This window comes from Streptomyces sp. NPDC004134, assembly GCF_042874195.1.
Lineage (GTDB): Bacteria > Actinomycetota > Actinomycetes > Streptomycetales > Streptomycetaceae > Streptomyces.
The window spans coordinates 62500-83228 of sequence record NZ_JBIAMS010000025.1 but is presented as its reverse complement, the minus strand read 5'-3'; the positions used below and the strand labels follow the sequence as shown (position 1 = coordinate 83228).

Annotated in this window: 11 protein-coding genes; 8 read left to right on the top strand and 3 right to left on the bottom strand. The window is 75.0% G+C overall.

Features of this window, described 5'->3' with window-relative positions; all coding sequences use genetic code 11:
* Window positions 1-53: 53 nt before the first annotated feature.
* The 3 genes from ACFYVJ_RS27180 to ACFYVJ_RS27170 all read left to right on the top strand — a co-directional run bounded on the left by ACFYVJ_RS27180 (window position 54) and on the right by ACFYVJ_RS27170 (window position 11861).
* A complete protein-coding gene (locus ACFYVJ_RS27180) occupies window positions 54-9380 on the top strand; it encodes a neuraminidase-like domain-containing protein (protein WP_388896557.1) in 9327 nt (3108 codons plus the stop codon).
* On the top strand, window positions 9377-10573 hold the full coding sequence (locus ACFYVJ_RS27175) for a Kelch repeat-containing protein (RefSeq protein ID WP_388896554.1): 1197 nt from the start codon (window positions 9377-9379) through the stop codon (window positions 10571-10573). Before ACFYVJ_RS27180 ends, ACFYVJ_RS27175 begins: the two co-directional genes overlap by 4 nt.
* A gap of 79 nt (window positions 10574-10652) precedes the next feature.
* Window positions 10653-11861 (top strand): Kelch repeat-containing protein, encoded by a 1209-nt coding sequence (locus ACFYVJ_RS27170; protein WP_388896551.1) that lies wholly within the window; start codon window positions 10653-10655, stop codon window positions 11859-11861.
* A gap of 88 nt (window positions 11862-11949) precedes the next feature.
* Here the strand turns inward: ACFYVJ_RS27170 and ACFYVJ_RS27165 are convergent, their stop codons facing one another.
* Window positions 11950-13476: a PLP-dependent aminotransferase family protein gene (locus ACFYVJ_RS27165; RefSeq protein WP_388896548.1), complete on the bottom strand. Its 1527-nt coding sequence runs from the start codon at window positions 13474-13476 to the stop codon at window positions 11950-11952.
* A gap of 132 nt (window positions 13477-13608) precedes the next feature.
* Here ACFYVJ_RS27165 and ACFYVJ_RS27160 point away from each other — a divergent pair, with 132 nt between their 5' ends.
* From ACFYVJ_RS27160 to ACFYVJ_RS27140, 5 genes are all read left to right on the top strand, one after another.
* Window positions 13609-14163 carry a dihydrofolate reductase family protein gene (locus ACFYVJ_RS27160; protein ID WP_388896545.1) on the top strand — a complete coding sequence of 185 codons (555 nt, stop codon included), beginning with the start codon at window positions 13609-13611 and terminating at the stop codon, window positions 14161-14163.
* Window positions 14164-14351: 188 nt separating this feature from the next.
* Complete coding sequence (locus tag ACFYVJ_RS27155) at window positions 14352-15491, top strand: 2-keto-3-deoxygluconate permease (RefSeq protein WP_388896543.1); 1140 nt, start codon at window positions 14352-14354, stop codon at window positions 15489-15491.
* The gene (locus ACFYVJ_RS27150; protein WP_388896540.1) at window positions 15488-16756 is read left to right on the top strand and encodes a four-carbon acid sugar kinase family protein; all 1269 of its coding nucleotides are present in this window, start codon (window positions 15488-15490) and stop codon (window positions 16754-16756) included. Before ACFYVJ_RS27155 ends, ACFYVJ_RS27150 begins: the two co-directional genes overlap by 4 nt.
* Window positions 16753-17841 carry a 4-hydroxythreonine-4-phosphate dehydrogenase PdxA gene (pdxA, locus tag ACFYVJ_RS27145; RefSeq protein WP_388896538.1) on the top strand — a complete coding sequence of 363 codons (1089 nt, stop codon included), beginning with the start codon at window positions 16753-16755 and terminating at the stop codon, window positions 17839-17841. Before ACFYVJ_RS27150 ends, pdxA begins: the two co-directional genes overlap by 4 nt.
* Before the next feature lie 12 nt (window positions 17842-17853).
* The gene (locus ACFYVJ_RS27140; protein ID WP_388896535.1) at window positions 17854-18726 is read left to right on the top strand and encodes a GntR family transcriptional regulator; all 873 of its coding nucleotides are present in this window, start codon (window positions 17854-17856) and stop codon (window positions 18724-18726) included.
* A 35-nt stretch (window positions 18727-18761) separates the two neighbouring features.
* Here the strand turns inward: ACFYVJ_RS27140 and ACFYVJ_RS27135 are convergent, their stop codons facing one another.
* Together ACFYVJ_RS27135 and ACFYVJ_RS27130 are read right to left on the bottom strand one after the other, a co-directional pair.
* The gene (locus ACFYVJ_RS27135) at window positions 18762-20117 is read right to left on the bottom strand and encodes a glutamine synthetase (protein ID WP_388896532.1); all 1356 of its coding nucleotides are present in this window, start codon (window positions 20115-20117) and stop codon (window positions 18762-18764) included.
* 128 nt (window positions 20118-20245) lie between these two features.
* On the bottom strand, window positions 20246-20725 hold the full coding sequence (locus tag ACFYVJ_RS27130; protein ID WP_388896529.1) for a VOC family protein: 480 nt from the start codon (window positions 20723-20725) through the stop codon (window positions 20246-20248).
* Window positions 20726-20729: the final 4 nt, after the last annotated feature.

The window sequence follows — 20729 nt, the reverse complement described above, 5'->3', positions numbered from 1 at the left end:
GCGGGGCCCGGCGCCGCAACCGGCGGGAGGGACAGAGCAGATGGGGAAGACACATGTCCGCTACGCACACTGACGCCGGCGGGTCCTGCGGGCCCGCGCCGTACGTCCTCACCGGGGCGGTGACGCGGCACGACGGCTCGCCCGCCGCCGGGGTGGCGGTGACCGCCGTGCTCCGCCGGCTGCGGTCCGAGTCGCCGGCCGGGCACGCCGTCACCGGCGCCGACGGCGCGTACCGCCTCACCTATCCGGCTCCCGGCGGCCCCGCGGACCTGCTCGTCCGCGCCGCCGCGCCGCGCCCCGGCGGCGGCGAGCAGAGCGCGGAGCTGCTGCGGACCGCGCCGGGTCCGCGCGAGCGGGTGGAGCTGGCACTGCCGCCCGACGGCACCACGGAGTACGAGCGGCTGCTGGCCGAACTGACGCCGCTGCTCGACGGTTTGACGCTGGCGGATATCGGCCCGCGCGGCACCCCGCGGGACCTCGGCTATCTGGCGCGCGCGACGGGCCGCAGCGCCGCCCAGATCGGATACGCGGCCACCGCCGCCCGGCACGCCGCCGCCACCGGGTTACCCGCCGGACTCTTCTACGGGCTCCTCCGGTTCGGCCTGCCGCCGGAGTTGCCGGCGCTGGCGCGGACCGCCCCGGCCGGGCTGCGGGCCACGCTGCGCGCGGCCGGCGACGCGGGCGTGATCCGCGCGCCGGGACCGGCCGCCGCGGACTTCGCCCGCGGGCTGCGGGACCGGGAGGTGGCCGCGGTCGCCGCGCCGGCACCGGGATCCGGCACGCCGGTCGCGGAGCTGTTCGCGCTCGCGGTGCCCGCCTCGGACCGGCGCGCGGAGGTCTACCGCGGCTGGCTCGACCGGGCGGACGGGCCGGCGTTCTGGTCCTGGCTGCCGCCCGCGGAGGCGGACCGGCTGCGGCTCACGCTGCAACTCGGCGCGGCCACCGGGGGCAACGTGCCGCTCGTCCGGGCGCTGCTGGACCGGTTCGGCCCGGACGAGCCCGCGGACCCGGCCCGGCTGGTCCGGCTCGGCGGCGCGGACTGGGCCGCGCTGGCCGCCGAGGCGGGCGTCCCCGACTCCGTACGGACGCTGCTCGGCCCCGCCGGCGACGGCACCGCCGCCGAGGGCGCGTACGGCGAACTCGTCGCCGAACTCGTCGCCGAGGCGCACCCCGGGGCGCACCTCGCCCACGCCCTGACCACCGCCGCGGCCGGCTCGCCGGCCGCGCGGTTCCTCGCCGGGCACCCCGGCTTCGACCTGACGGCCACCCGCGTCGACGCCGTCACCGTGCCCGACGAGCGCGCGCGCGACGAACTCGCCGGCATCCAGCGCCTGGCCGCCCTCACCCCCCGGTACGACGCCGTGCGCGCCCTACGCGAGAAGGGCTATCAGTCCGCGTACGAGGTGGCGAAGGCCGGCCGGGACACCTTCGTGCGGGACCTCGCCGACGACCTCGGCGAGGATCGCGCCCGCGCCGTGCACGCCCGCGCCGGGCAGGTGCACGCCGCGTCGGTCACGCTCGTCGCCGACCTGCGCACCGCCGCCCACTTCGACCTGCCGTGGCTCTCCTCCCCGGGGGACTCCGCCGCGCTCACCGCGCGGATCCCCGACTGGGAGGAGCTGTTCGGCTCGGTGGACTACTGCGCCTGCTCCGACTGCCGGTCGGTGCACGGCCAGGCCGCGTACCTCGTCGACCTGCTCCTCTCGCTGCGCGACATCGGCATCCGGGGCGACCCCGGGCCCCCCGGCGACGAGGGCCACGTCGCCAACGAGCTGTACCGGCGCCGGCCCGACCTCTGGGACACCGAGCTGACCTGCGACAACACCAATCTGCAACTCCCGTACGTCGACCTGGTGAACGAGCTGCTGGAAGACGTCGTCTCCCCCGTCCACATCCCGGCGACCGCGCGGCAGACCAGCGGCGACCCGGCCCAGTTGCGGGCGCAGCCGCAGCACGTGAACGCGGGCGCGTACGAGGTGCTGCGCCGGGCCGTGTACCCGTTCGGCCTGCCCTTCGACCTGTGGCGCGAGCAGACCCGGGTCTCGCTGGCCCATCTCGGCGTACCGCGCGAGGAGTTGCTGGCCGCGCTGCGCCCCGCCACCGCGACCGGGACCGCCGTTGCCGTCGAGCGCGCCGGGCTGCCGCCGGTGGCCGGGCGGATCGTGACCGGCGAGCCGCTGGATCCGGCCCGTACGCTCGCGGAGTTCTACGGGCGGCCGGCCACCACCGACCCCGAGGCGCTGGTCCTCGACCTGACCGTGGTGCGGCGGATGCTGGACGCGACCGGCCTTCTCCACGCCGAGCTGGTCGCGCTTCTCGACACCCGGTTCGTCAACCCGAACGGGACCGTGCACATCATCGGCAGCGACGGCGGCCCGGCCTGCGACACCAACAACCTGTTCCTGGCCGGTCTCGACCCGGCCGTGCTCGACCGCCTCCACCGGTTCGTCCGCCTGCGGCGGGTACTCGGCTGGCCCATCCCCGACCTCGACCTCGTGCTGATGTCCGCCGGCACCGGGGGCCGGCTCGACGCCACCGCGCTGCGGGGCGCCGTCGCCGTGCGGCGGCTCGCCGACCGGCTTCGGCTCACCCGCGAGCAGGTGCTCGTCTTCTACGGGCCGCTGCCCACCCACCTCTACGCGACCGCGGACCGGCCGCCGCTGTACGACCGGCTGTTCCTCGACCCGAGCGTCGTGCAGCTCGAACCCGGGCAGGTCGGCCCGTTCGCGCTGAACGCCGCCCGCACCGAGCTGGCCGTCGTCGGCGACCTGCTCGCGCCCGCCGTCACCTCCGCGCTGCTGGCCGTCCTGGAGGTCACCGACGCCGAGCTGGCCGAGCTGACCACGGGACCGCGCTCGGTCGCCCCGAACCGGCTGCTGACGCTGGCGAACCTGTCCGCCCTGTACCGGACCGTCGTCCTCGCCCGCGCGCTGGACATGTCCATCGCCGACCTGCTGCGGCTGATCGAGCTGTACGGGGGCGGCGGCCCGTTCCCGGTACCGCCGGACCGGTTCGGCGGCGGGGAGCCGGAGCTGAGTTCCGGGCTGCCGATGGCGCACCCGGCGCACCCCCTGCTGCCCGTACCCGGCGGCGACGAGCCCGAACTCGCCACCGGCCGGGCCCTCACCAGGCCGGGCCACCCCGATGCGCCCGCCGCCGCGCTGCCGCCGGTCGACGCGCTCGTCTTCGCCACCGAGCGGTTCCTGGACGCGGTGGACGCGCTGGCCGCCCGCGGCTTCACCGTGCCCGAGGCCGACGCGGTGCTCACCGCCACCGTGCCCGCCCACGACAGCCCGGTCCCGGCCGCGGACGCCATGTCGGCGACGCTCACCGCGCTGCGCGGCGCCCTCCAGGCCGTCTACCGGCAGACCGCGCAGACCGACGACGAGAAGGGCGAGCTGACCAAGAAGGACCTGGCGCTGCTCGGCTGGGACACCGCCCTCGTCCAGGAGGCCCTCTCCACCCTGCTCGGCACGCTCGCGTACACGGTCTCCGTCGACGCCGTGCCGGACGCGCTGTACGGGCTCTCCGGCTTCCCCGTCCGCTACGACGCCGAGACCGGGCTGCTGGTGTTCACCGGGCCGATGACCGACGCCCAGCGGGACACCCTGACCGGGCTGCCCGGCGCGACCCCCGCCTGGCGCGCCGCGGTGCGGACCCTCTACGACGCGCCCCGCACCTTCGCCGCCACCCGGATGAAGGCGCTGCGCCCGCCGCTGTACGCCGCGCCCCTGGACACCGAGCCGCCCGCGCTGCGGCTCCCCGAGCGGCTGTCCGGCACGGTCTTCTACGACGTGTCCCGCCGGGCCCTGTGCACGCGGGCCTACCTGCCGCCGGACGACCTCGCCGCGGTCCGCGCCGCCTGGGACGACGACGCGTACCGGCAGGCCGTCGACACCCTGGCGCGGGTCCAGGACGAACCGCCCGCGCCCGCCGACGTGTTCCTCACCGCCGCCGACCGACACGCCCTCTTCGACGGCCGGACCTCGCCCGCCGCCAGGTTCCAGCTCGTGCTGGAGCGGCTGAACCCGTATCTGCGGCGGGTGCTGAGCGAGATCACGGTGAAGCAGCAGGTGGGCCAGGCCGCGGGCCTGGACGCGGCGAGCGCCGACGCGCTGCTCGGCACGTATCTGCGGTCGCCGTCGAAGCCGACCGCGCTGCAGGACTTCCTCGCACCGCGGTTCGTCGGCAGCGACCCGGCGGTGGCGGTGACGCCGGAGGGCTTCCCCGAGCAGTTCACCACGCTGGAGCTGGTGCACCGGGTGGCGCTGCTGCTGTCCCGGCTGTCGGTGACCGCCGAGGAGATCCCATGGGTCTTCGGCTACGCGGCGTCCGCCGGCTGGCTGGACCCGAACGCGCTGCCGACGGAGGTGCTGCCCGGCCCCTCGCCGCTGTTCGCACGGTTCGTACGGCTGCTGGGCCTGGCCCGGCTCCGCGACCGCGTGCCCGGCCGGGCGCCCACCCTGCGGGCCGTGTTCGCCGCGGCCCGCGTCCCGGGCGCCACCACCGCGGACGTACTCGCCGAACTGGCCCGCCAGACGCAGTGGGACCGCGCCGACCTCGACGTGCTCACCGGCGCCGGCCTGCTGGGGCTCACCGCCCCCGCCGACTTCTACGGCGAGGAGGGGCTGCTGCAGTTGCTCGCCGCGATCACGCTGGTGCACAAGCTCGGCGTGTCCGCGGAGCGGGCGGCCGAGTGGCTGCCGCCCGATCTCGCCCCGGAGGCCGCGCAGTCGGCCTGGCAGGCGGCGAAGGCCCGGCACAGCCTGCGCGACTGGCCCGCGGCCGGCGGGACGCTGCGCGACGCGCTGCGCGAGAAGCAGCGGGCGGCGCTCGTCGGCCACCTGATCGCCAACCCCCTCCTCGACCACGAGGACGAGCCCTACTGGCACGACACCAACACGCTCTTCGACTACTTCCTCATCGACGTGGAGATGGGCCCGGCCCAGCTCACCACCCGGATCGCGCAGGCGATCTTCAGCGTGCAGCTCTACATCCAGCGCATCCAGCTCAACCTGGAGGACCTGTTCCTCTTCCCGGACGCGGAGTACTGGCGGCGCTGGGAGTGGATGAAGGCGTACCGGCTGTGGGAGGCGAACCAGAAGGTCTTCCTCTATCCCGAGAACTACTTCGAGCCGGATCTGCGTCCCGGCAAGTCGCCCCAGTTCGCGGAGCTGGAGAACGAGCTGATGCAGAAGGAACTGACCGAGGCGCACGCGGAGAAGGCGTTCCTGCACTACCTGGAGAAGCTCGACGCCCTCGCGCACCTGCGGCCCATCGGCTCGTACCGGCACACGCGGCCCGACGGCGAGACCGTGTACGTCTTCGCCCGCACCGAGTCGTCGCCGGGCGGCTACTACTTCCGCCGCTGGGAGGACCGCACCACGTGGTCCGCGTGGGAGAAGGTCGACCTGGACTTCGAGACCGACGCGCTCGTCCCGATCGTGTGGAACGGCCACCTGTACCTGTTCTGGACCACGCTGACCGAGCAGCAGGAGAAGGTCCCCTTCAAGCTCGACCAGGGCGCGGAGCTGCCGGACCCGCTGAAGTACTGGAAGATCCAGCTCCACTGGAGCCGGTACGCGGACGGCGGCTGGGAGGCCAAGAAGCTCGCCGACGGCGCACTGTTCACGCAGCTCAGCTTCGGCCTGCCGGCGGCCGCCAACATCGACACGTACGTGCTGCTGCCCGAGATCGACGCCGGGACCGGGGACCTGCTGCTGTGGCTGGTGTACAGCGACACGATCTCCCCGAACCCCACGCACCACATCTCCGGGAACTTCCGCTTCAGCCTGCGCAACAGCATCTACGGCTACCCGATCGAGCTGAGGCCGAGGGAGACGTACACCGGCCCGATGCCCGTGCCGCGCACGGACTTCAGCAGCATCTCCTACAACGAGCGCGTCGAGGACGAGATCGTCCCCGGCGTCGCCTGGGGCCACATGTCCGTCATCGACCCGACCGCGCCCCCGGGTGAGCCCAGGAGCGTCTACCTGCTCCAGGCGACCCCCGGGCCGCATCTGTACCGCACCTACGAGTCGCAGCAGTTCGGCGACCCGGGCCAGCGCTACCTCCAGTACTTCTCCGACGGCAGGCGCACCTACCTGCTGGAGGGGCAGGACGTGCCCGGCCCGCCGGCCCTCGGGCCCGGCCCGGCCGGGGGCGGGGAGGCGCTGGGGGACGGCGCCTTCGGCGCCGCGCTGGCGACGCAGGTCGACTTCCGGTTCGTACCGCTGTACCACCCGCACACGAGCGCGTTCCTCTACGAGTACGCGCGCCACGGGCTCACCGGCGTGTACGACCGGAACCTCCAGCTCCACCCGGACCGGTGGACGGGTCCCTTCGACTTCGCCTCGCCGGACATGTACGACCCGCACACCGGCGACCGGGACCGGATCGTCAAGCCGTACCCCACCGAGCCCGTCGCGTTCGAGCTGGGCGACTCCTACGCCGAGTACAACTGGGAGCTGTTCTTCCACGTGCCGCTGCTGATCGCCGAGCGGCTGTCGGCCGGCCAGCGCTTCGACGAGGCGCTGAAGTGGTTCCACCGGATCTTCGACCCCACCAACCGGGACACCGACGCCGACCGGCCGCAGCGCTTCTGGATCACCAAGCCCTTCTTCGAGGCGGGCGGCGACACCTACTACGAGCAGCGCATCGAACAGGTCCTGGAGAGGGTCGCGGGCGGCGACGAGGAGACGCTGAAGGCGGTGCGGAACTGGCTGGAGAACCCGTTCCAGCCGGACGTGGTCGCCCGCACCCGTACCACCGCCTACCAGAAGGCCGTGGTCATGAAGTACCTCGACAACCTGATCGCCTGGGGCGACCGGCTGTTCCGGCAGGACACCCTGGAGACCATCAACCAGGCCACCCAGCTCTACGTCCTGGCCGCCGAACTGCTGGGCCGCCGCCCGGAGGAGATCACCCGCCGCACCCCGGCCCCGCAGAGCTACCGGCAGCTCCTCAACAACGACCGGCCGCTCGCCGACGCGGTCGTGGCCGTCGAGAACCTGCTCGCCGGCGGCGCCGCCGGCGCGTCCGGCACCCCCGGCGAGGTGGCGCCGAACCTGCTGCCCGGCGTCAACCTCCGCTGGCTGCAGTACTTCTGCCTCCCCCGCAACGAGAAGCTCGCCGGCTACTGGGACACGGTCGCCGACCGGCTCTTCAAGATCCGCAACTCGCTGGACATCGACGGCGTACGGCGCGACGCGGCCCTCTTCGGCCCGCCGATCGATCCCTCCCTGCTGGCCCGCGCCGCGGCCGCCGGCGTCGACCTGGGCCAGGTCCTCGACGACATCAGCGCCCCCCTGCCGTACTACCGGTTCGCGAGGGTGGCCGCCCAGGCGAAGGAACTCACCGCCCAGGTACGGGAGTTCGGCGCCCGGCTGCTCGAAGCGCTGGAGAAGCGGGACGGCGAGGCGCTCCAGCGGCTGCGCGCCGGGCACGAGATCGCGCTTCTCGACGCGGCCCGCGCGGTGCGCGAGCAGCAGGTGCGCGAGGCGAACGAGGCGTACGACGCGGCGGTACGGGCCCGGGCCGTCGCCGAGCACCGGCGCGAGTACTACGCGAGCCGGGACTACATGAACGGCTACGAGACCTCTTATGCCGACCTGTCCGCCACCGCCAAGACGTTCCAGTACATCGCGACCGGTGTACAGGCGCTCGGCACCGTCACCAGCCTGCTGGGACAGGCCAAGGTGGGCTCCCCGTTCACGACGGGCTTCGAGTTCGGCGGCAGCAACCTCACGAGCGCCCTCAACAGCTCGTCGGGATCGCTCAGCTCGTACGCCTCGAACCTGACCACCCAGGCGGCGGTGGCCCAGACCCAGGGCGGCTTCCAGCGCCGCGCCGAGGACTGGGCCTTCCAGGCGGACCAGGCGCGGCTGGAGGGCGCCCAGCTCGACAAGGAGACCGCCGCGGCCGAGATCCGGCACGCGATCGCCGAACGCGAGCTGGAGAACCACGACCGGCAGCGGGAGCAGGCGCGGGAGGTCGCGGACTTCCTGAAGGGCAAGTTCACCGGCACCGAGCTGTACGACTGGCTGGCCGGGCAGCTCTCCACCACGTACTTCCAGGCGTACCAGCTCGCCTACGACGTGGCGAAGCGCGCCGAGCGCTCGTGGCGGCACGAACTGGGCGCCGCGGACTCGGACTTCATCACCTTCGGCTACTGGGACAGCCTGCACAAGGGGCTGCTGGCCGGCGACCGGCTGGCCGCCGACCTGAGCCGGATGGACGCCGCGTACCTGGAGGCCGACGCCCGCGAGTTCGAGCTGACCAAGCGGGTCTCGCTGGCGCAGTTCGACCCCGGCGCGCTGCTGCGGCTCAGGGAGACCGGCCGCTGCTACGTCTCGCTGCCCGAGGCGCTCTTCGACGTCGACGGGCCGGGCCACTACCAGCGGCGCATCAAGAGCGTCGCCCTGACGGTGCCGTGCGTGGCCGGCCCGTACACCTCGGTCAACCTGACCGCCCGGCTGCTGCACAGCAGCGTCAGGACCGACCCGCGGATCGCCGAAGGGCAGCCGTACGGCCGCGACAAGGAGGCCGACCCGCGCTTCCGCGACCACACGGGCCCCGTCCAGTCCATCGTCACCAGCACCGGCCAGGACGACACCGGGCTCTTCGAGACCGACCTGCACGACGAGCGGTACCTGCCCTTCGAGGGGGAGGGCGTGATCAGCGAGTGGCAGCTCGAACTGCCCGCGAAGTTCCGCCAGTTCGACTACGCCTCCGTCACCGACGTGGTGCTGCACGTGCGCTACACCGCCCGCGACGGCGGGCCTGCGCTGGCCGAGGCCGCCGAGGACGACCTGCGCGACGGGCTCACCCGCTGGGTGCACGCGGGCGGCGGCAAGGGCCTGTTCCGCACGTTCAGCGGGCGGCGGGAGTACGCGGACCGCTGGGCCCGCTTCCTCTCCCCCGCCGGTACGGAGCCCGCCGCGCTGGAGTTCGCCGTCACGAAGGACCGCTTCCCGTACCTCTTCCGGGACTTCGGCATCCGCGTCGGCCGGGCCGAGGTGGTGCTGGTGCTGTCGCGGGACACCGCGCCGGGCACCGACACCCCGTACCTCCGGCTCTTCGCGGGTCCGCTGCCGGTCCTGGTCACCACCTCGGCGGGCGGCAGGGGCGACGGCGGGCTGGCCGCCGACCCGGCCCTGGACGGCCAGCCGCACGCCGTGCTCACCGGGGTGACGCTCCAGGTACGCGACGACGCGACGGTGACGGTGACCGTGGCCCGCGAGGCGATCGAGGCGCTGCCCGAGGCGCTGCGCAGCGGCGACCGGCTCAACCCGGAGGCGGTCACCGACCTGGTGCTGGTGTGCCCGTACGAGATCGCAGAACCCCCGCCCGCCGCCCGACCCGAGGAGACCTCCCCGTGAGCACCCACCGTTCCCTGGCCGCGGGGCAGACCCCGGCCGCCGACGCCGCCGCGGCCGCCGGCACCTGGACCGCGGCCGGCGAACTGCCCGGCGAGGTCTACTGGGCCGGCGCGCAGAGCGGCGCCGTCCCGCTCGCCGACGGGACCGTCCTGATGGCGGGCGGCGAGGACCGCGGCCGCAACGCGCAGGACACCGCCGTCCTCTTCGACCCCGCGGCCCGGGAGTGGCGGCCCACCGCCGCGCTGTCGGTCACCCGCAGACTGCACACCCTGACGAAGCTGGCCGACGGGCGGATCCTCGCCGCGGGCGGCCTCAGCGGCCCGTACGGCGGCGTGTCCCAGACGGGCGTCGCCTCCGCCGAGGTCTACGACCCGGCCACCCGCGGCTGGACCGCCACCGGCGCGATGCACGAGAGCCGGTTCGCGCACTCCGCGACGCTGCTCGCCGACGGCCGGGTGCTCGCCACCGGCGGCATCGCGCCCCGCTCGGCGCTCTCCCAGAAGGTGCTCGCCTCGGCGGAGGTCTACGACCCCGCCACCGGCGAGTGGACGCCCACCGCGGAGCCGATGAACGACGCGCGCGGCGGCCACCCCGCGGTGCTCCTGCGCAACGGCACCGTCCTGCTCGCCGGCGGCATGGTCCCGATCGGCCGCGGGCTGTACGCGGGCCAGTCCTTCTGCGAGGTGTACGACCCGGCCGCCGGCACCTGGACGCCCACCGGCGACCTCGGCTCCGTACGCAAGAGCCACCAGGCGACCCTGCTCAGGGACGGCACGGTGCTGGTCACCGGCGGCGACAGCCCCGGGCTCCAGGACGACTGGACGTACAACCCCTACAGCCAGTGGACCGCAGAGCGGTACGACCCGGCGACCGGCGCGTGGAGCGCCGCCGAGGGGATGACCACGGGCCGCAGCCACCACCGCGCGGTCCTGCTGCGCTCGGGACGGCTCCTCGTGATCGGCGGCACCGACGACTCCACCTTCGACGTCGGCTACCAGAACGCGGAGGTCTACGACCCGCAGGCGCGGACCTGGACCCCGACCGGCGGCATGGTCGAGGGCCGGTGGGCCTTCGCCGCCGCCGAACTCGCCGACGGCGGGGTGCTGGTGGCGGGCGGGCTGGTCCGGTCGGGCGCGGCGGTGCCGGACAGCGGGGACGTGGTGACCGCAGGCACGGAGGTCTTCACCGCCTGACTGGCGGACGGCGGGACGGTACGGGCGGACAGGACGGGCAGGGGCAGGACGGGCAGGAGACGGAGACGGAGACGGAGCGATGACACGACGTACGAACCTCACCGCGGGCCTGCACCGGGCGGCGCCGGACGGGGCCGCGGTCCCGCCGCCGCCGGGCGCCTGGTTCCCGGCGGGCGAACTGCCCTCGCCGCGGCGGTGGTCCGGCCCCGCGGAGGGCGCGGTGCCGCTGGCGGACGGCGGGGCGCTGGTCGCCGGCGGCGCTCTCGCGGGCGGCGAACCCACGGCCGAGGCGCTGCTCTTCGATCCGGTGGCCGCCACCTGGACGGGCACCGGAGCCCTCGGCACCGCCCGGCACGGCCACAGCACCACCGTGCTCGCGGACGGCACGGTCCTGGTCGCCGGCGGGATCGGCACGGGCGGGCCTGAGGCCGGGCGGCTGGCGTCGGCGGAGGTGTACGACCCCGCCACCGGCGTCTGGACCGCCACGGCCGGCGAGATGGCCGCGGCCCGGTCGTTGCACGCGGCCGCGCTGCTGCCCGACGGGCGGGTCCTGGTCGCCGGCGGCGAGGGCGACCGCGCCCCGCGGGCGCCGGGGCGCAGCCTGTCCGCCGCCGAACTCTTCGACCCGGCCACCGGCGAGTGGTCCCCCGCCGCGCCCATGGCCGACTCCCGCATCGCCCATCCCCTGGTGCCGCTCCAGGACGGCCGGGTGCTCGCCGTCGGCGGCCGGCGGAGCATCGGCAGCGGCCGGGGCATCGGGCAGGGGTTCTGCGAGCTGTACGACCCGGAGGCCGACGTCTGGACGCGCACCGGCAGCCTGGCCGCCGCCCGCGCGGGCCACCAGGCGACGCCACTGGCCGACGGCACGGTGCTGGTCACGGGCGGCGACAGCCCCGGCATCCGGTTCGAGCGCGGCTTCGTGCCCTTCAGCCAGTGGCGCACCGAGCGGTACGACCCGGCGACCGGCGCCTGGACCGCGGGCGAGAACATGCCGGACGGCCGCACCTGCCACCGCGCCGTGCCCCTGCCCTCCGGCCGGGTACTGGTGCTCGGCGGCACCGACAGCGCCACCCGCACCACCGGCTACGCCTCCGCGGCGCTGTACGACCCCCGCACCCGCGAGTGGACGCCCACCGGGGGGATGACCACGAGCCGGTACCTGTGCACCGCCACGCCGCTGCCCGACGGCTCGGTGCTCGCCACGGGCGGCACGGTCTGCTCCGGCCGCGCCACCCCCGCGCCCGGCGCGGACGAACTGACCGCCACCACCGAGGTCTTCTGGATCTGACCCGACGCGCCGCACGGGAGCGGGGCCCGGGCGTACGGACCGAGTACGGCCCAGGTGTATCGATCACGAGCGTTGTCAACGGTCGTGATCAATACACCTGGCGCACGGGCGGCGCGCCCGTGCCGCCGCCTGCGGGCCCCGGGCCGGCCGCTCCGGCCGGATCCCCGGCCCGGGTCTCGGCCAGCGCCTCGGCCAGGGCGCGGACGCCGCGGCGGATCCGGCTCTCGTTGACGTTCCCGAAGCCGAGCACCAGCGCCGGTCCGAGCGGGCCCGGCGGCCGGTCGCCGGGTCGTCCGGCAGGGACGAGGTAGTCGCCGAGTCCCCGCACCACCACGGACCGGCGCCGCGCCGCCGCCACGACGGCGGCTTCGCGGGTTCCGGGCGGCAGCCGCAGCAGCGCGTGACACCCGGCCGCGAGCCCGGTGAGCGGCAGTCCCGGCAGTGCGCCGCCCAGGGCCTCGGCGAGCGCGTCGCGGCGCGCGGCGTAGAGCGTGCGCATGCGGCGCAGATGGCGGTCGAAACGGCCCGACTCGACGAGCCGGGCGAGGGCCAGTTGGTCGAGTACGGGCACGCCGCGGCTGGTGAGGCGCTTCTCCTCCAGCACCGCCGGCACGTACTCCGGGGGCGCCAGCACCCACCCGATCTTGATGGCCGGCGCGAGGGTCTTGCTCACCGAGCCCAGCGCGACGACCCGGTCAGGCGCGAGCCCCTGCAGCGATCCGACCGGCCGGCGGTCGTACCTGAACTCCGCGTCGTAGTCGTCCTCCAGGATCAGCCCGTCGACCTCCTCCGCCCACGCGACCAGCTCCCGGCGGCGCTCCGGCGAGAGCAGCGCCCCGGTCGGGCACTGGTGCGCCGGCGTCACCAGCACGGCACGGGCCGGCGAGGCGCGCAGCCGGGCCACGTCGAGGCCGTGGTCGTCGACCGGCACCGGGACGACCCCGAGGCCGGCGCGCAGGGCGATCCGGTCGTGCTCGCGCGGGCCCGGGTCCTCCAGGGCGAGGTGGGTGATCCCGCGGCGCGCGAGGGTGGCGACGACGACGGTCAGCCCGTGCCGGAACCCGCCGACGACGACGGCGTCGGCCGGTGCGGCGCACCCGGCGCGCAGCCGGCGGTGGTACGAAGTGACCACCTCGCGCAGCCACGGCGACCCCGCGTCGGCGTCGTCGCCGAGATGGGCCGCGGGCACCGTACGGGCGGCCTCCGCCAGCGCCCACGTCCAGTCCCCCATCGGGAACGAGGCGAGGTCGGGAATCCCGTACGCGAACTCCACCGGGTCCGGCGCGCCGCCGCCGGGCCGCGCCCCGCCCGGCCGCGGGAGGGGGCGCCGCCGGGCCGCCGTGACGCTGGCCGCCACCCGGGTCCCGGCCCCCTTCTCCGCGGCGAGGTAGCCCTCGGCGCCGAGTTGCTCGTAGGCACCCACCACCAGGCCCCGGGAGATGCCGAGTTGCTGCGCCAGCCGGCGCGAGGACGGCAGCCGCTCGCCCGGCCGCAGCCTGCCGGAGCGCACCGCCGCCCGGAGCTGCTCCTGCAACTGCCGGCCGAGCGTCTCCGGCGCCGCCCGGTCCAGGTCCATCAGGAAGCCGGGCCCGTCGCGCCCCCACCGCACCGTCACGGAGCCACCGTACGAAAACGTCCGGTGCGCCGCCGGGTGGTCCACGGATCCGCGCGCCGAGTGGACCTTCAGCCGGGGCCGCGGCTGCCCGAGGCTGGGAGCCCAACCGTTCCTCCGGCCAAGGATCCGAGCATGCGTAAGATCATCAACTCCAGTTACGTGACCCTCGACGGCGTCGTCGACGGACCGCACACCTGGCCGGCGCTGCCGGGCGGCGCCGCTAAGGAGCACGAGGAGATCCAACTCGCCCTCCTGGAGCAGTGCGACACCCTGCTGATGGGCCGCAGGACGTACGACGTGTTCGCCGGCGCGTGGCCGGAGCGCAGCGGCGATCCCGTCGCCGACCGCCTCAACTCCATGCGGAAGCTGGTGGCTTCCACCACGCTCCAGGACGCGGCCTGGGAGAACACCGAGGTGGTCGCCGACGGGCTGGCCGGGCGGATCGCCGCGCTCAAGGCGGAGAGCGGCGGGCACATCGTCCAGTACGGCATCGGCCCGGTCACCCACCTGATGGTGCGCGAGGGCCTGCTGGACGAGCTGCATCTGTGGCTGTATCCGCAGTTCGTCCGGGCGGGCACCGGCGACCTGGTCTTCGATCCGGAGAGCCGGGCGGACTTCGACCTCCTGGGTTCCCGGACCCTCGGCAACGGCGTGGTCGTCCTCCGCTACGCCGTCCTTCCCTCCTGACCCGTACCGCCTCCGGCCTGCAGTTTCCGCACCGGCCCCCGCCTCGGCGGGGGCCGGTTTCCGCTTCCGCCACCTGGCCGGGAAAGCCGAGGCTTCCCCTTCCCGCCCCGGTGTGGCATCTTGTACGTACAACAGATACGTACAAGTTCGGCGCCCGCGCCGTTCCTGATGCCGACGAGGAGGTTGGCGTGAGCGGTCCAGAGAAGTCCAGGGTCCCCCTGTTCGCCACCATGCAGCGCATACCTGGCGGACTGATGCTGATCCCGCTGATCCTCGGCGCGATCTTCGGCACCTTCGCGCCGGGCGCCCTCGGGATCGGGAGCTTCACCACGGCGCTCTTCGAGGACAGCGCGCTGCCGCTGATCGCCCTGCTGATCTTCGCGACGGGTACCCAGGTCTCCCTCCGTACCGGCGGCCCGATCCTGGCCCACGCGGGCACGGTGCTGCTGATGAAGAGCCTGATCCCGGCCACGCTGGTGGTGCTGCTCGGGCTCGGCGTCGGCCTCGACGGGCTGCTCGGCGTCTCGCTGCTCGCCCTGCTCGCCTCGATGGACAACAGCAACGGCGGGCTCTGGCTCGCCTTCTCCGGCCAGTACGGCGACGAGCGGGACCGCGGGGCGTACGTCGCCAGCGCCGTCAACGACGGACCCTTCCTGACGCTGCTCTTCCTCGGCGCCTCCGGCCTCGGCGACATCCCGTTCCTCGCCCTGCTCGGCGCGATCGTCCCGTTCCTGCTGGGCGTGCTGGTGGGCAACATCGACGCCGAGTGGCGCCGGGTCGTCCAGCCGGTGCCGAACATCGTCATCCCGTTCTTCGCGTTCTCCCTCGGCACCGGCATCGACCTCGGCGACATCGTCACCGGCGGCGTGACCGGCCTGCTCCTCGGCCTGGTCATCGCGCCCTTCACGGGCTACCTGGTCTACGTCGGCTACCGGTACATCCTGCGCCGGGGCACCATGTCCGGCCTCGGCTTCGCCGCCGGCACCACCGCGGGCAACGCCATCGCCACCCCCGCCGTCGTGGCCGCCGCCGACCCCCGGTTCGAGGAGTACGTCGGCACCGCCACCGCACAGGTGGCGGCGTCGGCCCTGGTCACGGCGATCGTCGCACCGCTGCTCGCGGCGTACATGCTGAAGCGGAAGGGCGCCCTGCGGCAGGGCGGCGTCCCCGACGAAACGGGAGACACGACCGGCACGGCCGGGACCGACGATGCGGCCGCCTCCCCGGACGGCTCCCGGGACGGCTCCCCGGGCGGCTCCCCGGACGAGACCGTGCGCGGCTCCGCGGGCGGCCTCGCGGACCGCCCGGAGCAGGAGCAGCGCGCATGACGTACGAGGTGGCGATCGTCGCCGACGACCTCACCGGCGCCGGCGACACCGCCGTGCAGTTCGCCGCGGCGGGCTGGCCCACCCTGCTGCGGCTGGGCGGCGACCGGCCCGGGGACGCCGACGGCGGCGGCGGTGACGTCTCCGTCGTGGCGATCACCACGGACTCCCGGGCCCGGCCGGACGCCGGGGCGGCGGACCTCGTCCGCGCCGCGACCGCCGGGCTGCTGCGCGGCGGCGTGACCCACCTGTTCAAGAAGGTGGACTCGACGCTGCGCGGGCCCGTCCGCGCCGAGATCGACGCCATGCTCGACGCGCTCGCCCCGGGCACCGTCGCGCTGGTCTGCCCCGCCTTCCCGGCCGTGGGCCGCACCGTCGTGGACGGCGTCCTGCTGGTCGAAGGACGCCCGGTCAGTGAGACCGCGGCCGGCCGCGACCCGGTGACGCCCGTGACGGTCAGCCATCTGCCGACGCTGCTCGACGCGCCGCTCGTACGCCTCGACCCGCGGGGAACGCCCGCCGCCTGGGCCGCGGAGGTCCGCGCGGCGGGCAGCCGGATCGTCGTGCTCGACGCCGCGAGCGACGGGGACCTGGACCGCATCGCCCGTACGGTCGCGGACCTCGGCGAGCAGGCGCTCCCCGTCGGCTCCGCGGGGCTCGCGGGCCCGCTGGCCGCCCGGTGGCGGCCGCGGGCGGCGCAGCCGCCCGGCACCGCGCCGGAGGCCCGCCCGGGCGCCGTACCCGCCGGGGACCCCGCCGGCACCGCCCTCGTGGTGGTGACGAGCCTGCACGACGCCTCCCGCGCCCAGGCCGAAGCCCTCGCCGCGCACTCCGCGGAGCACCTGCGGCCCACCGCGCGGGACCTCACCGAGGACGACGCGTGGGCCGGGTTCCTCGACCGGGTGCGGACGGCGGCGGCCGGCCGGCCGGCCACGCTGCTGCTGAGCACCCCGGACCGGGGCGCCACGGCCGTCGACCCGGAGCTGGTCGCCCGCCGGCTCTCGGACGCCGCCGCGCACGCGGTGGCCGCGGGCGCGGTCACCGGCCTCGTCGCCACCGGAGGCGACGGCGCCCGCGCGGTCCTGGAGCGCCTCGGCGGGACCGGAATCAGGCTGCACGACACCGTCGAGCCGGGCGTACCGCTCGGCGTCGTCGTCGGCGGCCCGGCCGCCGGGCTGCCCGTGGCCACCAAGGCCGGGGGCTTCGGCAGCCCCGATGTACTGATCAAGGCCGCGCAAGCGGTGCGAACGGAGAGGAGTCACCGGTGAACGACCCGCAGGTGCCCACGCTTGCCCTCACCCTGGGCGACGTGGCCGGAATCGGACCGGAGATCACGGCCCGTACCCTGCTGCACCACGACGAGCTGCGCGGCGTCAGCCGCCCGGTCGTGATCGGCGACGCCGACGCAGTCCGCGGAGCCGTCGAGCTGATCGGCGAGGACCCGGCCGCGGTGCGCGTCGTGGACTCGCCCCGCGACGCCCGGAACGAGCCGGGGACCATCGACCTGGTGCAGGACGGTCCTTCCCTGGGCGCGGTCCCGTACGGCGAACTCAGCGCGGCGGCCGGCGACGGCTCCGCCCGCTTCGTCAAGCGCGCCTGCGCGCTGGCCCGCGACGGACTCGTCGACGGCATCGTCACCGCGCCGCTGAACAAGGCCGCCATGCACGCCGGCGGCCACCTCTGGCCCGGGCACACCGAGCTGCTGGCGCACGAGTTCGGCGTCGAGAACTTCAGCCTCGTGCTCTCCGCCGGCGAGCTGTACTTCTTCCACCTCACCACCCACGTGTCCCTCACCGAGGCCATCGCCGGGGTCTCCCCCGCGCGTACGGACAACGTCCTCGGCCTCGTGGGTTCGTTCGCCCGCGCCCTCGGCCTGCCCGAGGAGCCCATCGGCGTCGCCGGACTCAACCCGCACGCGGGCGAGAACCGCCTCTTCGGCGACGAGGACGCCGACGTGCTGGCGCCCGCGGTGGAACGGGCGAACGCCGCCGGGATCCGCGCGGTCGGGCCGCTGCCCGCCGACGCGCTCATCCCGGCCGCGGTCAGGGGCAAGTGGAAGTTCGTCGTCGTCTGCTACCACGACCAGGGCCACGCCCCGTTCAAGGCGGTGTACGGCGACGACGGCGTGAACATCACCGTCGGCCTGCCCGTCGTGCGGGTCTCCGTCGACCACGGCACCGCCTTCGACATCGCGGGCAAGGGCGTCGCCCGGGAGGCGAGCCTGGTGCTGGCCACCCGGCGCGCCGCGGAACTGGCGCCGGGCTGGGGCCAGGTGTGGCGGACCGCGCAGGAGGGCGAGTCGGCCGCCGCGGCCGCGGCGGCCGCCGTGGGGCGGCCGGGGACGGCCTCGTAGACTCCGGGCGATATGGCAGTCGACAGAAATGACCCGCGGCCCCTGCACCAGCAGGTCGCCCAGTCCCTGCGCCAGCAGATCCTGGGCCACGACCTGCCGCCGGGGGCTCCTCTGCCGAGCGAGGCCGAGCTGTGCGCCACCTTCGGCGTGGGGCGCAGCGTCGTGCGCCAGGCGGTGGCGGGACTGGCCGCCGACGGCCTGGTCATCCGCCGCCAGGGGCGGCCGACGCTGGTGGCGTCGCCGGCAGAGTACCGGCGGCTGGTGCAGCGGGCGACCGGGCTTTCCGACCAGTTCGCCGTCGCCGGGCAGGAGTTGCACACCGTCGTCCGCACGCTGGGCCCCGGCACCCCGCCGCCGCGCGCGCAGGCATTCCTGCACACGGCGGACGCGCTGCGGCTGGAGCGCCTCCGCCTCGTCGGCGGCGATCCCCTGGCGTACGTACGCACCTGGCTGCCCGCCGCGAAGGTCCCCGGGCTGCGCGCCGCGGACCTGACGGACGCCTCGCTGCACCGGCTGCTCACCCGGAACTACGGGCTGCGGCCGGTCAGCGGACGGCGGCAGGTCCGCGCGGTCGCGGCCGACGACATGCTCGCGGAGGCGCTGCGCACCGAGCCGGGCGGCCCGCTGCTGATGCTCGAAGGGGAGACCACCGACCAGCACGGGCACGCGCTGGAGTGGTTCACCACCTGGCACCGCGCCGACCGCGTGGTCTTCGACATCGACGTCTCCGAGACCACCGAGACCGTACGGCTGAGCGCCCTCGACGCCGAAGGCACCGAGGCTCCGGAGATCGGCCCTGCCACCGGCGGTACGGGCGCGCCGGCGCCCGCCGACCTGGAGCGGGCGCGCGAACTCGCCGGGGAACTGCGGCGGCTGCTCGGCTGACCGGCCCGGCGGCCCCGCGGCCCGGCGGCCCCGGGTCAGTACCGCCGGCGGGTGGCGTCGACGGTCTCGGCCCGGGTGCGGCCGGCGAAGAGACCGTCCTCCGCCTCGCGCACCGCGAGCAGCGCGTCGAAGAGGTGGTCCCCCATCGCCTTGCGCAGCACCACCGAACCCCTGAGGTGCCGTACCGCGTCCGCCAGACCGGCCGGGAGCCGCTCGATGCCCTGCTGCGCGAGTTCGGCGGGGTCGGCGTGGGCCGGGTCGTCGGTGAACTCCCCGGGCAGGCGCAGCGCGTCCTCGCGGCCCGCGAGCCCCGCGGCGATGACCGAGCCCACCACGAGGTACGGATTGGCCGCCTGGTCGAAGCACTTGAGCTCGGCGTTCGCGCGCTGGGCCGCCTCGCCCGCGGGCCCGGTGATGAAGCGCAGCGCCGCCTCCCGGTTCTCCCAGCCCCAGCAGCGGTAGGCGCCGGACCACGAGGACGGTGCCAGCCGCAGATAGCTGGCCGGGGACGGGCAGCCGACGCCGGTCAGGGCGGGCAGCGACCGCAGCAGCCCGGCGAGGAACGCCTCGGCGTCCGGCGTCATGCCGCGCGGGCCCGTACCGCCGTGCATCAGGTTCTTCTCGCCGCGCCACACGCTCAGGTGCACGTGCCCGCCGTTGCCGATGCCGGAGTGTCCCGGCAGCGGCGCGAAGGAGGCACGCAGCCCGTGGGCGTGGGAGACGGCCCGCACCGTGTGCCGGACGAGGACGGCGGTGTCGGCGGCGTCCAGCGGGGCTTCGGGGACGGTGGAGATCTCGAACTGCCCCGGCTCGTACTCCGGGTGGATCTGGAGGACCTCCACGCCCTGCGCGGTGAGCGCGTCGACGATGTCCAGGAGGTACGCGCCGGAGTCCGCCAGCCGGGCCAGCCCGTACGCCGGTCCTTCGCCGAGGGCGCCGGGGCCGACGCTCCACTCGGTCTCGAACCCCATCCGCAGGCTCAGCCCCTGGCCGGCCGCGGCGCGCACCATGCGGTTGACGAAGGACCGGTGGCACCCCGGGTACGGCTCGCCGTCCTGGCTGTACCGGTCCGCGGGCGCCCACGCCCAGCCGGGCTGTGCGGCGAGCCGGGTGAGCCGGTTCAGGTCCGGCAGCAGGAGCAGGTCGCCGACGGGGCCGCCGTAGCCGTCGGTGCGGGCCATCGAGTCGTCCACGAGGAAGGTGTCGAACACCGGGGACATCCCGACGCCGTGCACCGCGAGTCGGGGAAGCCGGGCGAGCGGCACGGTCTTGACCCGGCCGATGCCCGCGTTGTCGACCCAGCTCAACGCGATGAGTCTGACGCCGGCCTCGGACATCGCGGCCATCGCCCGGTCCACCGATGCCGCTCCGTCAGCGGTACGCACAGTCATGCCCACATGATTGGGCCGGACGGGTCACCGCTCGTCCCGCCACTCCGACAGCGGACACGGCGTTCACCCGATCGGCGGCAGCGGCCGTTCCGCGCCGGCGGGTCAACCCGGGGGCCCGGCGGGCTCGTTCAGCCCGGCAGGTCCTCGGGGCGCTTCTTCGCGAAGTGGCCTTCCAGCATGCCGGTGGCCTGGCCCACCTCGATCAGGTAGCCGTCGGGGTCGCGCAGGTAGCAGCGCTTCTCCGCGCCGCGGTCGATGGGCGGGGTGACGAAGGTGGCCCCCTTGGCGCTCCACTCCCGGTAGACCGCGTCGATGTCGGCGACGCGGAGGTTCATGAAGCTGGAGACGGTGTCGCCGGGCTCGTAGTCCACCACCGTGATATCCGGCTTGTCGGGGGTCGGGCCGCCACCCGGATTCATGATCACCCACGAGTTGGCGAGCTTGACGATGCAGGGGTTCTCCTCGAGGACGACCTCCCCGCCCAGGACCTCGCTGTAGAAGGCCCGGGAGCGGGCGATGCGCCGGACGGTCAGGAAGAGCGTCACGACCATCCCGGTCTCGGGAGCGGGCAGGTTCTCCAGGTCGACGGCCGGCTTCTGGTCGGTCATGGCT